This is a genomic window from Streptomyces sp. GQFP, from assembly GCF_021545335.1.
Classification (GTDB): Bacteria; Actinomycetota; Actinomycetes; order Streptomycetales; family Streptomycetaceae; genus Streptomyces.
The window spans coordinates 831,907-846,099 of the sequence record NZ_CP089312.1 but is presented as its reverse complement, the minus strand read 5'-3'; the positions used below and the strand labels follow the sequence as shown (position 1 = coordinate 846,099).

The window sequence follows — 14,193 nt, the reverse complement described above, 5'->3', positions numbered from 1 at the left end:
CACCCCCTTACAGGAGTCACGCCATGTCAGCCTCGTACGACAGCAAGCTCCCGCCACTCGCCCCGGGCGTCCGGGAGACCCTCTCCCAGATCTCGACCGCCACCCTGGCGACCCGACTGTTCGCGCTCGGCCTGCGCCAGCAGTTCCTGGTCGGGGTGAGCCCGCTCAACGAGAGCCTCGACGGGTTCGTCGGCGAGGCGTTCACCATGCGCTTCATCCCGGCACGGGAGGACATCGACACCCTCGACTCCCTGCACCAGGAGGACAACCTGCAGTGGCTGGGCGTCGAATCGCTGAGCGACGGCCAGGTGCTGGTCATCGACAGCCGCTCCGACATCAGCGCCGCCTCCGCCGGCGACATGCTGGTCACCCGCGCCCTGCACCGCGGAGCCGCGGCCGTGGTCACCGACGGAGCGTTCCGCGACGGCCACGTCCTGAAGGCCCTGCCGCTTCCGACGTACGCCCGGACGGTCACCGCCACCACCCGGCTGACCAGCTTCCATGTGGCCGACCTCCAAGTCCCCATCGGTTGCGCGGGAGTTGCCGTCTATCCCGGCGACGTCCTGGTGGGGGACCGCGACGGCGTCATCGTCATACCCCGCCATCTGGCCGAGCGGATCGCCGAAGAAGGCCGGGAACAGGAGGAGTTGGAGGCCTGGCTGCACCACCGCGTCCACCAGGGCGAGCCGCTCCTCGGCGGGCTCTACCCGCCGAGCGAGCAGACCAAGAAGGAGTTCGCGGCCTGGAAGGCCGCGGGCCAACAGAACGAACAGAAGGAGACCGCGCAGTGACGACGCCCTTCGCCGCGCTCCCCGAGGGCGAACGCCGGGCCCGCATGGAGCGGACGATCCGCACCTACTTCGACGGCTGCAACGAGGCGGACGTCGAGAAGATGGCCGCGTGCTTCACCGCCGACGCCGTCCACTACTTCCCGCCGGGACTCGAGGGGCCGTGGAAGGGCGCCCGCACCATCGCCGAGCACTGGCGGCGCCTCGTCCTGACCATCGGCTCCGCCTGGACCATCGACCGGCTGATCACGGACCCCGCCTCCAACCAGGCCGTCATCGAGTGGACCCACTACAAGACCGCCCTGAACGGCTTCCTGCGCGGCGACGAGTGGTACGCGTTCGACGGAGAGTCCGGCCTGATCACCGAGATCCGGGCCTACTACGCCTCGCGTGGAGACGGCCGGGACCATGTCGAGCTGGAGGGCTTCGACTACGAGGGCCGCGGCTACCACCTGGCCTGCCCCGTCCCGCGCCCGCACCAGGACGCCGCCCCGCAGCACACCGCCGAGGAGACCACCGTATGACCACCACCAGTGAGCGATCCGGCGCGCGATCCCTCGCCCCCGCCGACGCCGTGGCGTTCAAGCCATGGGCCCAGGCCCCCGGCGAGGCGACCACCGACCACATCACCGGTGTCCGCCTCTCCCTCGTCAACCTGCCTCTGCACGCGCCGATCTCGGACGCCAAGGTCCTCACCGGCCGGCAGAAGCCGCTCACCGAGATCGCCTTCCTCTTCGCCGAGATCACCACCGAATCCGGTCACGAGGGCCTCGGCTTCGGCTATTCCAAGCGGGCCGGCGGTCCCGCCCTGTACGCCCACGCCAAGGAGATCGCGCCCGAGTTGATCGGCGAGGACCCCTCGGACATCTCCCGGCTGTGGTCCAAACTCGTCTGGGCCGGCGCCTCCATGGGCCGCAGCGGTGTCGCCGTCCAGGCCCTCGCCGCCCTCGACATCGCCCTGTGGGACCTCAAGGCCCGGCGCGCCGGACTGCCCCTCGCCAAACTGCTCGGCGCCCACCGCGACTCCGTCCCGGTCTACAACACCTCCGGCGGCTACCTCTCCGCGCCCATCGAGGAGGTCCTCGACAACGTGGACCTCGCCCGCGCCCGCGGTATCGGCGGCATCAAGCTCAAGGTCGGCTCACCCGATGCCCGCGTCGACCTGGAGCGGGTGCGCCGCGTCCGCGAACACCTCGGCGACGACGTGCCGTTGATGGTCGACGCCAACCAGCAGTGGGACCGCCTCACGGCGATCCGTATCGGCCGCCGGCTGGAGGAGTTCGACCTCACCTGGATCGAGGAACCCCTCGACGCCTACGACGCCGAGGGCCACGCCGACCTCGCCGCCACGCTCGACACCCCCATCGCCACCGGCGAGATGCTCACCAGCTTCGGCGAACACGCCCAGCTGATCGAGGCCCGCGCCTCGGACTTCGTGCAGCCCGACGCCCCGCGCGTCGGCGGCATCACCCCGTTCCTCCAGATCATGCAGCTGGCCGACTACAAGGGCCTCTCCCTCGCCCCGCACTTCGTGATGGAGATCCACGCCCACCTGTCCGCCGCCTATCCGCGCACCGCCTGGGTCGAGCACTTCGAGTGGCTGGAGCCGATGTTCAACGAACGGCTGGAGATCACCGACGGCCGGCTGATCATCCCCGACCGCCCGGGGCTCGGTCTGTCCCTGAGCGAGCGGACGGCGTCCTGGACCGCTGAGAGCACGGAACTGGGCAGTGCCGGCGGATGACCTGCTCCGGGGCGGGAGCAGGGGTTACTTGCCAGTAGGATCGGGTCATGCCTACAGCCCTGGTCACCGGCGCAACGGCCGGAATCGGAGCGGCGTTCGCCCGGCGTCTCGCCGCGGACGGCTTCGATCTCGTCCTGCTCGCCCGTGACACCGCACGCCTCGAAGAGGCCGCCGAGAAGTACCGGACCGCCCACGGGATCGAGGTGGAGGTCCTCACAGCGGACCTGAACACCGAGACCGGCCTCGCCGCCGCGGAGCGACGCGTCGCGAGAGATGTGGACCTGGTCGTCAACAACGCCGGGTTCGGGCAGCGCGGCGAGTTCCTCGACACCGAGCTGTCCGAGGAACTCGCGATGCTGCGGGTGCACTGCGAAGCCGTACTGCGCCTCACGCGCGCCGCGCTGCCCGGCATGGCGGAGCGTGGTCGCGGTGGCGTCATCAACGTCGCCTCGGTCGCGGCGTTCTTCCCGCGCGGCACCTACAGCGCGTCCAAGGCCTGGGTGGTGACGTTCAGCGAGAGCGCGTGCCAAGAGGTGAGCGGCACCGGTGCCCATGTGATGGCTCTGTGCCCCGGCTGGGTGCGCACCGAGTTCCACGAGCGGTCGGACATGGACGTCTCGGGGATCCCCGACGCGCTGTGGCTCGACGCGGACCAGCTGGTCGACGGCGCGATCCGGGACTTCCGCAGGGGCGTCGCGGTGAGCGTGCCGTTCAGTCGCTACAAGGCGATGGTCGGTCTCGGCCGCGTCCTGCCCCGCCGGCTGGTCGCCCAGCTGTCCGCGCGGGTGGGCTGAGCGGCGCTGAGTGCTGCTCAGCAGGTGCTCCCGTAGGGGAATACCCCGACACCCACCCCTAGGGATCACTGAGTCGGCCTGTGCGATGACCCGGGTACGCACAGTCCCTGCCGACGATCCGGCCGTACGGCGTGAGCGCCAGGGTGGGAGTCACTCGTACACCGCGAGATCGACTCCTCTCCCTGGAGCTTCACCATGACCGTTCGCACCCGCACCGCGCTGGTCGCCTCACTCGTGCTCGCCATCGCGGCCGGCCCGGTCGCCGCCTCACCGGTCTTCGCCGCTTCGCCCTCCCTCGCAGCCTCGGTTGCACACCCCGACGACGAGGCGCTGCGGGCGGCGATCGCCGGCCTGCCGGACGCCGACGCCACCGCGGCCCTCGTCCGGGTCGCCGGCACGGACGGCAGCTGGCGCGGCTCCAACGGCGTCGCCGAGACCGGCAGCGGGCGCAAGGCGCTGGAGCAGGGCCGCTTCCGTGCCGGTTCCACGACCAAGGTGTTCACGGCGGCCGTCGTACTCCAGCTCGCCGCCGAGCACCGGATCGACCTCGGCGCGCCCGTCCAGGACTACCTGCCGGGCCTGCTGCCCGACGGCCCGCCCATCAGCGTCCGCCAACTCCTCAACCACACCAGCGGACTTCAGGAAGCCCACGACGACAAGCCCTTCGCCGAGGCGTACGAGCACCGCTTCGACACCGTCACCCCACGGCAGCTGGTGGCGGCCTCGGCAGCCAAGCCCCGCGAGTTCGCCCCCGGCACCCAGCAGCACTACGTCGGCGTCAACTACACGCTGCTGGGCCTGCTGATCGAGAAGACGACCGGTGACTCGTACGAACAGCAGGTCTCCCGGCGCGTCCTCGGTCCGCTCGGCCTGCGCCACACCTCGTTCCCCGGCACCGACCCGCGCATCCACGGCCCGCACAACCACGGTTACCAGGCCGTCAAGAACTCCGACGGGACGACCGAACTGCGCGACGTCACCCAGTGGAATGTCTCGGACGTCTGGGCCACGGGCAACCTCATCTCCACGACAGCGGATCTGGAACGCTTCCTGCACGCACTGTTCCGCGGCCAGGTGGTGCCGGAGGCCCAACTGCGGGAGATGTTCACGGTCCCGCAGGGCATACCCCTCTACGGCAGCGACCAGCCCGCCACATACAGCGCCGGCCTGACGCGCTTCACCTTGCGGGACGGCACGGTGGGCTGGGGCAAGACCGGCGGCCTCTACGGATACAACACCGCCGTACTCGCGGCCCGCGACCTGAGCCGCACCCTCGTCTACTCGGTCAACTCCACGGATGCCAAGGGCCGCGACATGAACAAGGTTGTCGGACGCATCATCTCGGCGGCGTTCACCCGGTGAGCACCATGTACTGATCAGGTGCGCGACCCAGTGTCCCGGCCCAGCCGGATCATGGCCCGGTACAGGGCGCTGGGGGCGGGGGGCGGCGGCAGCGCCTCGGCGGTGTCCGCGGTGTACGCCTGGAGCATGTAGGCGATCTGGCGGCGCCAGGCGTCGGGCGCGGCGTCCCCGGTGGCCGTGACGACACCGGCGTTGGCCATCAGCAGGACCGGCAGGTCCTGGGGGGAGAAGTCGGCGCGCAGCCGGCCGGCCTCCTTGGCCCGGGCGATCAGCCGGAGCCAGCCCTCGTACGCCTCCGCGCGCTTGGCCTCCAGTGCCTTGGCGGTGGGGAAGGTCAACGTGAGCAGGTCGGCGAAGCCGCGGTCGGCGGCCTGCATGGCGCAGACCCGCTCGATGTACGTGGTGAAGCCGTGCCAGGGGTCGGGGTCGGCGAGGGCCTCGGCCGTGGCTTCGGCGTAGGCGTCCATCCGGTCGGCGAAGACGGCCCCTATGAGGTCCTCGCGGGTGGGGAAGCGCCGGTAGAGGGTGGCGATGCCGACGCCGGCACGGCGGGCGATCACCGTCATCGGCACATCGAGCCCCTGCTCGCAGAAGACACTCCGGGCAGCCGCGAGCACACGTTCGCGGTTGCGCTCGGCGTCGGTGCGCAGGGCGGCCCGCGCCTCGTCGGGCTGCGCTTCGTCGGGCTGCGCTTTCTCGGGCTGCGGGGTGCCGTCGGGCTCTGTGGACGCTTTCATGACAGCCATCCTAACCAAGTGGAATACCCCATCCACTTCCGCTGCTATCGTGGACGCACTGGAAGTGGAAAACCCTATCCACTTCACTTGGCGAGATTCGAGGAGGCACGTCATGCGTGCTCTGACCGTTCCGTCCGTCCCCGCCACCCCCGCCGTGGCCGAGGTACCCACGCCGCGGCCCGAGGCCGGCGAGCTGCTGGTGAAGATCGCCGCGTCGTCGGTCAACGGCTTCGACGCCGCCACCGCCGCCGGATATCTGCAGGGCATGATGGAGCACCGTTTCCCACTGGTCCTCGGCAAGGACTTCGCCGGCACCGTCGAGGCGGTCGGTGAGGGTGTCGACGGCTTCGCTGTCGGGGACGCCGTGTTCGGCGTCGTGGCCAAGCCCTTCCTCGGTACCGGCTCACTCGCCGAATACGTCACTGTTCCCGCCGGCTACGGAGTCGCCCGCATCCCGGACGGGCTGTCCGCCACCGATGCCGGGGCACTGGGCCTGGCCGGGACCGCCGCCGTCGACAGTCTGGACGCCGTCGGCCTCAAGGAGGGCGAGACGGTGCTGATCGCCGGGGCCACCGGTGGAGTCGGCGCGATCGCCGTGCAGTACGCGGCCTCCCTGGGCGCCAGGGTCATCGCCACCGCCCTGCCGGGCGCGCAGGCCGACTTCATCAGCTCGCTCGGCGGCGCGAACATCCAGTTCGTCGACTACACCGGTGATCTCGCCGCGCAGGTGAAGATCCTCGCCCCTGAGGGTGTGCACGCCGCGCTCCACCTGGCCGGCGACGGTGCCGCCCTCGCCGACCTGCTGGTGCCCGGCGGCCGCCTCGCCTCCACCCTCGGCTTCGGGCCCGACGCCGTCGAGGGCCGCGACCTGACCGCCGTATCCGTGATGGCCGACGCCAACGCCGCCACCCTGGAGCGCCTGGCCGCCGATGTCGCCGCGGGCCGCCTCCGTGTGCCGGTCACCGCGACCTACCCGCTGGAGCAGGCGCCGCAGGCGTTCGCCGACTTCGGCGCCGGCGCGCTCGGCAAGCTCTCCGTCACCTGCGCCTGATCCGTCCCTTCACCCCGCTCACTCCGCTCACCTTGCAAAGAGAGACCCGACGACGATGAACGTCTTCCTGTGGATCGTCCAGGCCGTCCTGGCCGCCATGTTCGCCATGGGCGGGCTGATGAAGTCCACGCAGCCCAGAGAGAAGCTGACCAAGAGCCTGCCGTGGGTGGAGGACTTCTCCACCGGCACCGTCCGCCTCATCGGCGCGGTCGAACTCCTCGGCGCGCTCGGCCTGATCCTGCCCGGTGCCACGGACCTGGCCACCGTGCTGACCCCGCTGGCCGCGACCGGCCTGGCCGTCGTCATGGTCCTCGCCGCGATCACCCACGCCCGCCGCAAGGAGCCCAGCGCCATCGCCTTCAACGTGGTGCTGCTCGCCCTCGCGGTCGTCGTCGCCTGGGGCCGTTTCGGTCCGTACGCCTTCTGAGGCCCGCTTCCCGGCGCGCCCTCACCTCGTGAAGAGCCTCCCCTGGGCGTCACGGTCTCCGGTCTCCTCGGCCCAGTCGCGGAGGAGCCCGATCGTGCGCTCGGGGTGCTCCTCGTGCAGGTAGTGCCCGGTGCCGGGCCAGTGGTCCACACGGGAGCCCGGCGTGTGCAGGGTGCCGCGCTCCCAGGCGGTGGCCTCGGCCGACGTCCACACGGTGAGCGCGGGCTGAGTGCGACGGCGCAGGTACGCCTCGCTGTGCGGGCGGACGCCGACCGCGCCGGGCTCGGTGTACATCCCGGCGTAGGACTGGGCGATGACGTGGTCCGGCGTGCCGAGCATGGTGCGGATGTGTGCGGTCCGCAGCCCGCGCGGGGCGTCGGGGCGGAAGGCCCCGGCCACGAAGGCGGCTGCCGCACGGGCGCCGTTCTCGCGGTAGTCGGCGAGGCGGGCCGGGATCCCGTCGACCTCCTCGCCGTGCGCGCCGTGCGCCGGATCGAGGGCGACGACCGACCGTACGGCCCGCGGATGCCGGACCGCGAGCAGGTTCACGACCTGACCGCCCATGGAGTGCCCCACGGCGGTCACCGGCCCGGTACTGAGGGCTTCCGTCAGCGCGGCCAGGTCGTCGGCCATCTCCGCCGGGGTGTTGCCCTCCGCGGGCACCGCGGACCGGCCGTGCCCGCGCAGGTCGGGTACGACGACCCGGAACCGGTCGGCCAGCGCCTCGGCGTGCGGCGACCACTCCCGGCCGTCACCGCCCCAGCCGTGCACGAGCAGCAGGGCGGGGGCGTCGGCCCGGCCCAGGACCGTGTGGAACAGGTCGACCCGGCCCGTCACCGCTGCCGCTCCTCGTAGGTGGCGTGAGCGAAGTCGCCGTACACACCCGCTCCGTCGAGGTCCTGGACCCACAGCCCGAGCATGGCGCCGGTGAAGCCCAGGACCCGCAGCTGACCGTCGTGGAACTCGTCGGCGTGCTCGTCCGACAGGACGGTGGCGTCGAGATCGAGGGGGAGGACACACGGCTCTGAGTCGCTGGTGCCGTACGAGAACCGGAGGGCCGGTCCGTCGAGTTCGGCCCGCAGCACCACCGGGCGTCCGGGTTCGAGCCCGACCGCGACCGGGTGGGCCGTGACATTCCCGGCCGCGCAGCTCAGGGCCGTCAGCAGGGGGCTGCCGTCGTCGTTCGCGGTCACGTACAGATAGTGCCAGTTGCGGGTGTTGTAGTAGGCGGTGAGCCCGGCCAGGTGGTCGGGGGTGCGGGGTGCGAAGGTCAGCCGGGTCTCGAAGGAGCAGTGCTGTGCGGTGACCCGGCGGGCGACCAGGCTGGGCGTGCGGCGGCCGGCGGGGGACTGGCCGCCGTGGATCCGCAGCCGGCCGCGGGCCGGTTCGACCCAGTCCGGGGTCGCCGGGCGGCGCAGCGTCGACCACTCGGGCCCCAGGACGTCGAAGTGATCGGCGGCCGGCTCCTCGGGCAGCGGAGCCGACGGCAGCGCGGGAGCGGGCACCGTGACCGCCGGCACCCCGCCCGCGATCCTCGGCCAGCGGTCCTCGGTCCAGGTCACCGGTTGCAGCGCGGTCTCCCGGCCGAGCACGCACCGGCCCCGCTCGCCGTAGGGACGGGCGGCGAGATGCGCGGCGTACCACTCCCCGGTGGACGTCTCGACCAGCGAACAGTGCCCGGCCTTCTGCAGTGCCAGCGACGGGTCGTGACGGGACGTCAGGAGTGGTCCGGCGGGGTCGGGTTCGTACGGGCCGAAGAGGTCCCGGGAGCGGGCGACGGCCGCCCCGTGCTCGTAGCCGGTGCCGCCCTCGGCGTGCACGAGGTAGTACCAGCCGTCCTTTCGATAGAGGTGCGGTCCCTCGGCGACACCGGCGGCGGTGCCGACGGAGATCGTGCGGGGCTCGCCGAGCAGCTTCCGCGAACCGCGGTCGTACTCCTGGAGTTCGATCCCCGCGAACGACTCCCGTCCCGGCCGCCAGTCGAACCGCATGTTGAGCAGCCAGCTCCGCCCGTCCTCGTCGTGGAACAGGGACACATCGAAGCCTCGGCCGTGCAACGGAACGGGGTCCGACCATGGTCCCTCCATGGAAGGTGCCGTCGTCACGTAGTTGGGCAGGTCCTTCCACCCCTCGGCGTACGTGTCGACGACCGTGAACACCAGGTGGAACAACCCGTCCGTGTACGACAGTCCGGGCGCCCAGATGCCCCCGGAGTCCGGGACGCCGGCCAGGTCGAGTAGGCGTCGGCTGTCCAACGCCCCGCCCAGAGTGCGCCAGTTCACCAGATCCCGGGAATGGTGGAGACGTACGCCCGGATACCACTCGAAGGTCGAGGTGGCGATGTAGTGGTCGTCGCCGACCCGCACGATCACGGGGTCGGGTTCGAAGCCGCGCAGGACGGGGTTCTGGATCAACGAGGTCACCGAGTGCTTTCGATCAGAGGGCGGGCCGATGCGGTCCCCCGTACCGCATCGGCCCTGACGACAGGTCAGCCGCGGTACAGCACCAGGCTGCTGAGCGGTCCGAGCTTCGGACGGTGTCCGGCGCCGACCGTCCTGCCGGTCGCGAGGTCGCGGGCCGGCCCGAAGTCGGGGCGGGGAGGCAGGGTGAAGGTCTTGTCGGTGCTGGTGTTCATGGCGATGAGGTAGTCACCGTAGACGCAGAGGTAGAAGGGGGCGCGGCCGACGAGCATGGTCTCGACGCCCTCGAAGTGGACGCCGAGGGCGGGGTCGGGGACGTCGGCGGGGATGGGGGCGAGGTGGTAGACGTCGCCGGCGAGGGCCTGGTGGAGGGTGTCGCCGGGGGGCGGGAAGCCGCCGGGCGGGATGTGGGCGGCGGCCGGGTCGTTGATGGCGTAGTCCCACAGGATCCAGTCGTGGACCGTGTAGGTGTCGTCGGTGGTGCCCGCGCCGCGCTGCCGGACGGTGGCCGAGCGCTGGTCGACGGGCGTCACGTGGTGGACGCGGGCGTAGTCGTTGACGCCCTGGCGGGCCCGCCAGTACAGGGACGCGAAGAGGAGCTCCCTGCCGTTCTTGACGGCGACACAGCCGTTCTCCTCGTCGGTGACGACGAAGTCCGGCCGGTCCCAGTCGGCCGGAATACGGGCCGGGCGGGCGGGGAGGGACTGGAAGGCGTCCCAGTCGCGGGAGACCAGCCGCAGGGCGTTGAGGCCGACGCGCGTCCAGGTGTGCGTGGCCTGGAGGCCCAGCTGCGGATACAGCTGGCCGTCCGCCACCATCTCCTGGGTCCAGCCGACGATGTCGGGGTCCTTGAAGGCGACGGCCGCCATCAGGGGGTTGGAGTCCCAGGCGGTGCGGGAGGCGTACCCGGTCTCGCCCGGGTAGACCTCGTTGCGCCAGCCGATGACGGTCTCGATGCGGGAGATCCGGCAGTTGTCCGCGTCGACGTCCAGGATACGGAAGTTGCCGCGCGCCTTGGTCATCCTGACCATCTGCTCGCGCAGTTCGGGAGCCTCCTGGCCCCCGTGCCCGCGCGTGACGGACTCGTACATCATCACGAGCCAGTCCATGACCTCGCCGTAGTTGCCGACGTAGCCGAGTTCGCGGGTCAGGCCCGCCTTCGTCACCTGGTAGTAGCTCTCGCCGAGCGGCTTGGTCGGGTTGCCGTCCGCGTCCTCCGGGCCGAGGTAGGGCTTGATCCCGATCGCCTGGTACATGTAGTCGCGGGCCCGGTCCTCCGGCAGCGCCAGGTCCGGGGCGAGCAGGCCGAGGCCGCGGTTGGCCTGGTAGAGGCCGATGGCGCAGATCTGCGACTGGTTGCTGTAGTGCGGGAAGTGCTGACGCCAGTAGTCCCGGCTCGACTTGAGCATGTCGATGTACGCGTCCCGGCGCACCGGCGGTACGGGGGTGTCGGTCGCCGTGGGCGAGACGAGCGTGACGTCGTCGAACCAGGCCGTACCGGGGCCGCTCAGACGCAGATGCAGCTCGATCTGGGTGGCACCGGCCGGGGTCTCCAGGTCGATCGAGACGTACTCCCAGTCATGGGTGCCGGTGCTCGCGTACTTCTTGTGGTCGCCGCCGACCAGATTGCCGCTCGCGTCGAAGAACAGCGGGTCGATATGGGCGCCGAGACCGGTGACCCCGTCGGTCCTGATCCAGGCGCCGTACGTGTAAGTGCCCGCGCCTACACGGGTCTTGGGCGCGGAGAAGACGTAGCTGTAACCGCTCGTGGCGGTGGCCTGGAGCTTGAGCGAGGCGGAACCGGACCGGGAGACAGTCGTGTCGCGCGCGAAGGTCCCGCCACCACCGAAGGCCCAGCCGGGAGCCTCCCAGGAGGTGGGCTTGTCGGCGCCCGACTCGAAGCCGGGGTTGGCGATGGCGTACGGCGAACCGGTGACCTGCTCGCCGAGCCGGTTGTCGCCCAAGTGCTCCCAGAGCAGGGCCAGTACGAGACCCACGCGGCCGAAGCCCTGCCACTGCTGGTCGGAGCCCGTGAGCACCTTGCTGTCGGACTTCCACGCCAGATAGCGGCCGTCGATCGCCTGCAGAACCCGGTCCAGTGCGGCGTCCTGCTGGTGGGCGGGGCTGCCGGACCACAGGTAGCCCTCGGCGAGGGACTGCATCGCCCAGCCATCCATGGTGGCGGGGTTCGCCGTGGTGAGGTAGTTCTTCTGGTCCTTCTGCACCCGCGCCTTGATGGCGTCCATGACCTCCTCGCCGCCGGTGCGGGTCTTCGGCTGCGGGGCGGGGCCCTGGACCTCGCCCTTGGGCGCCACGAAGTACGGGTCGGTGTGGGTGTAGAGGCGGTAGATGCCCCGCGAAGGGGTGGTCATGCTGTAGAAGAGCTGGGCCTGGTTCTGGCCGTAGGGCCAGATGCGGCCCAGCGCACGGATCTCCAGCGTCACCTTCCTCTTGCCGGCGGTCAGCTTCTCCGGCAGGGGGAGGGTGTGGAAGAAGAAGCGGCCGGGAGTGCGCGGCGCGGTGTCGAGGATGTCGAGGCTGTCGACGGCGCCCTGGTCCTGATGGCCGACCTGCTTGCCCTCGCAGAACAGCTGCAGTCGCCACATCCGGGAGCCGAACCCGGCCTCCTCGGCGCTGTCGTCGTGGTCGTCGCCCCACAGGCGGACCGTCACATAGGTGGTGCCGGTCGGGCTGACAGCGACGTCGAACGTGAGTGTGCCGCCCCAATAGGACGCCGGATCGGACGGGTTGAGCACGCGGGCGCTCTGGCCGAGACCGCCGGTCACCGTGTCCGAGAGGGTGGCCGTCAGGCCGTGGGCCGCCTCGGAGGCCGCGTCGCCGAAGACAACGATGTCCAGAGGAGCGCACCTCCCGGCGGCCCTCGCCGGGGTCGCGGCCACGGCCGGCGAGGCTCCCGGCCAGCCGAGGCCGGCGCCGGCGACGGCGACACCGGCCGTCGTACCGGCGTACTTGAGCACTTCACGACGTCTGGGTGCGTGGGACACGACGACTGGTCCTTTACTTCAGGCTGCCCATGAGGATTCCGCTGCGCCAGTACTTCTGGAGCGCGAACATGAAGATCGCCAGCGGAATGATCGACAGCAGGGAACCGGTGAGGACGAGCGTGTTCATGTCCCGGGAGCCCTGCGCCTGCTGCACCCAGGAGAAGAGGCCCAGGGTGACGGGGAAGGTGCGCTCGCCGTTGAGCATGAACAGGGGCAGGAAGAAGTTGTTCCAGATGTTGATGAAGTCGAGCATGAAGATCGTGACGCCGCCGGTGCGCATGAGGTTCAGCGCGATCGAGAAGAAGATCCGCGTCTCGCTGGCCCCGTCGATCCGGGCCGCCTCCATCAGCTCGGCCGGCACCGAGGTGTCGGCGTACACCTTGCCGAGGTAGACCCCGAACGGGTTGATGAAGTACGGGATCAGCACGGCCCAGATGGTGTTGGTGAGCCCGATCTCCGAGAAGACGAGATACAGCGGGAACGCGAGCAGCGTGCTCGGCAGCAGCGACGCGCCGACGATGACCGCGAACATCGCGCCCCGGCCCCGGAAATCGAACTTCGAGATGCCGTAACCGGCGGCGAGCGAGATGAAGGTGGAGCCGGCCGCGCCGACGGTGGAGTAGAGGACGGAGTTGCCGATCCAGCGTCCGAAGACGCCGTCGTGGTAGTCCCAGATCGCGGTGAAGTTGTCGGCGAAGTGGTTGGAGGAGAACCACAGGCCGAACGTGGAGTACAGGTCGGTCTGGTTCTTGGTGGACGACACCAGCAGGAACCAGGTGGGCGCGATCGAGTACAGCAGGAAGACGATCAGCAGGCCGGTGGTCAGGGCGACCGCGCCGCGGGTGGGGCGCACCCCGCCCCCTGAGGTACTGGTGGCGGGGGAGGCCTTGGTGGCGGCGCTGCTCATGACATCTTCCTGTTCGTGACGCGGTAGAAGACGAAGGCGAGAATGCCGGTGACGACGGCCAGGACCAGCGACTCAGCCGCGGCGTACTGGTAGTTGCCGGTCTTGAACGCCTTGTCGAAGATCTCCATCATCGGCGTGAAGTCGGTACTGATGGACTCCGGCGCCACATACCTCAGCAGCAGCGGCTCGGCGAACAGCTGGAGCCGGCCGATCAGCGAGAACATGCCGGTCAGCACCAGGATCCCGGTGATGTTCGGCACCTTGATCGACCAGGCGATCCGCCACTCGCGGGCCCCGTCGATCCGGGCCGCCTCGTACAGCTCGCGGGGCAGGGCCTGCAGCGAGGCGGAGATCAGGATCATGTTGAAGCCGATGCCCTGCCAGGTGAGCAGATTGCCCAGCGAGAGATACGTGTTGAGGCCGCCGAAGAGCGAGAGGTGCACGCCCGCCCGGTCGGCCAGGTCGAGGATGGGGCTGGCCGTCGGGCTGTAGAGGAACAGCCACATGAGCGTCGAGACCACGCTCGGGACGACGTACGGGATGAGCAGTCCCGCCCGGAAGAAGCGGACCGCCCGGGCCGCGACGCCGTCGAGGAGCAGGGCCAGCAGCAGGGAGATCCCCAGCATGACGGTGATCTGTGCGGCTCCGAAGAGGAGCGTGCGCAGCATGCTCGACCAGAACGCGCCGTCGGACAGGATCGTCGCGAAGTTGGAGAAGCCCGTGTAGACGACCTTGGTCGGGCCGAAGCCGATGCCGCTGCTCTTCTTCTCGCGCAGGCTCTGGTTGAAGGCGTACGCGATCGGCAGGACGTAGGTGAACAGGAACCCCACGAGGAACGGCAGGGTGAAGAGAACGCCCTTGTAGGCTCCCCGCGTCCCCGCCCGGCGGGGGGAAGTCCGCCGGGCCGGGGAGTTGGCGGCGACCTCGGGCGGTCGCGTCAGGGTGGACACGGAAATCT

13 protein-coding genes are annotated in these 14,193 nt (G+C 70.4%); 7 read left to right on the top strand and 6 right to left on the bottom strand.

The window, feature by feature from the left end:
* Positions 1–23 precede the first annotated feature (23 nt).
* The 5 genes from LUX31_RS03860 to LUX31_RS03840 all read left to right on the top strand — a co-directional run bounded on the left by LUX31_RS03860 (position 24) and on the right by LUX31_RS03840 (position 4,688).
* Positions 24–791 carry a ribonuclease activity regulator RraA gene (locus LUX31_RS03860; RefSeq protein WP_235473115.1) on the top strand — a complete coding sequence of 256 codons (768 nt, stop codon included), beginning with the start codon at positions 24–26 and terminating at the stop codon, positions 789–791.
* Positions 788–1,312: a nuclear transport factor 2 family protein gene (locus tag LUX31_RS03855; RefSeq protein ID WP_235473114.1), complete on the top strand. Its 525-nt coding sequence runs from the start codon at positions 788–790 to the stop codon at positions 1,310–1,312. Before LUX31_RS03860 ends, LUX31_RS03855 begins: the two co-directional genes overlap by 4 nt.
* On the top strand, positions 1,309–2,532 hold the full coding sequence (locus tag LUX31_RS03850) for an L-talarate/galactarate dehydratase (RefSeq protein ID WP_235473113.1): 1,224 nt from the start codon (positions 1,309–1,311) through the stop codon (positions 2,530–2,532). Before LUX31_RS03855 ends, LUX31_RS03850 begins: the two co-directional genes overlap by 4 nt.
* A gap of 47 nt (positions 2,533–2,579) precedes the next feature.
* Entirely contained in the window at positions 2,580–3,326 is a 747-nt protein-coding gene (locus LUX31_RS03845; RefSeq protein ID WP_235473112.1) for an SDR family NAD(P)-dependent oxidoreductase, read from the top strand.
* A 195-nt stretch (positions 3,327–3,521) separates the two neighbouring features.
* Positions 3,522–4,688: a serine hydrolase domain-containing protein gene (locus tag LUX31_RS03840; RefSeq protein WP_235473111.1), complete on the top strand. Its 1,167-nt coding sequence runs from the start codon at positions 3,522–3,524 to the stop codon at positions 4,686–4,688.
* Between the two features lie 14 nt (positions 4,689–4,702).
* On the opposite strand, the gene LUX31_RS03835 is transcribed toward LUX31_RS03840, so the two are convergent.
* On the bottom strand, positions 4,703–5,425 hold the full coding sequence (locus LUX31_RS03835) for a TetR/AcrR family transcriptional regulator (RefSeq protein WP_235473110.1): 723 nt from the start codon (positions 5,423–5,425) through the stop codon (positions 4,703–4,705).
* 112 nt (positions 5,426–5,537) lie between these two features.
* Here LUX31_RS03835 and LUX31_RS03830 point away from each other — a divergent pair, with 112 nt between their 5' ends.
* Positions 5,538–6,476 (top strand): NADP-dependent oxidoreductase, encoded by a 939-nt coding sequence (locus tag LUX31_RS03830; RefSeq protein WP_235473109.1) that lies wholly within the window; start codon positions 5,538–5,540, stop codon positions 6,474–6,476.
* Positions 6,477–6,531: 55 nt separating this feature from the next.
* Positions 6,532–6,903, top strand: a complete 372-nt coding sequence (locus LUX31_RS03825; RefSeq protein ID WP_235473108.1) for a DoxX family protein — start codon at positions 6,532–6,534, stop codon at positions 6,901–6,903.
* Between the two features lie 21 nt (positions 6,904–6,924).
* Here LUX31_RS03825 and LUX31_RS03820 read toward each other — a convergent pair whose 3' ends face one another.
* The 5 genes from LUX31_RS03820 to LUX31_RS03800 all read right to left on the bottom strand — a co-directional run bounded on the left by LUX31_RS03820 (position 6,925) and on the right by LUX31_RS03800 (position 14,185).
* Complete coding sequence (locus LUX31_RS03820; RefSeq protein WP_235473107.1) at positions 6,925–7,740, bottom strand: alpha/beta fold hydrolase; 816 nt, start codon at positions 7,738–7,740, stop codon at positions 6,925–6,927.
* Positions 7,737–9,317 (bottom strand): glycoside hydrolase family 43 protein, encoded by a 1,581-nt coding sequence (locus LUX31_RS03815; RefSeq protein ID WP_235479787.1) that lies wholly within the window; start codon positions 9,315–9,317, stop codon positions 7,737–7,739. Before LUX31_RS03815 ends, LUX31_RS03820 begins: the two co-directional genes overlap by 4 nt.
* A 74-nt stretch (positions 9,318–9,391) precedes the next feature.
* A complete protein-coding gene (locus LUX31_RS03810) occupies positions 9,392–12,328 on the bottom strand; it encodes a Tat pathway signal sequence domain protein (RefSeq protein ID WP_235473106.1) in 2,937 nt (978 codons plus the stop codon).
* 13 nt (positions 12,329–12,341) lie between these two features.
* Positions 12,342–13,235, bottom strand: coding sequence for a carbohydrate ABC transporter permease (locus LUX31_RS03805; protein WP_235473105.1), 894 nt, complete (start codon positions 13,233–13,235; stop codon positions 12,342–12,344).
* Positions 13,232–14,185, bottom strand: coding sequence for a carbohydrate ABC transporter permease (locus LUX31_RS03800; RefSeq protein ID WP_235473104.1), 954 nt, complete (start codon positions 14,183–14,185; stop codon positions 13,232–13,234). The genes LUX31_RS03805 and LUX31_RS03800 overlap by 4 nt, the downstream gene beginning before the upstream one ends.
* Between the last annotated feature and the right edge of the window lie 8 nt (positions 14,186–14,193).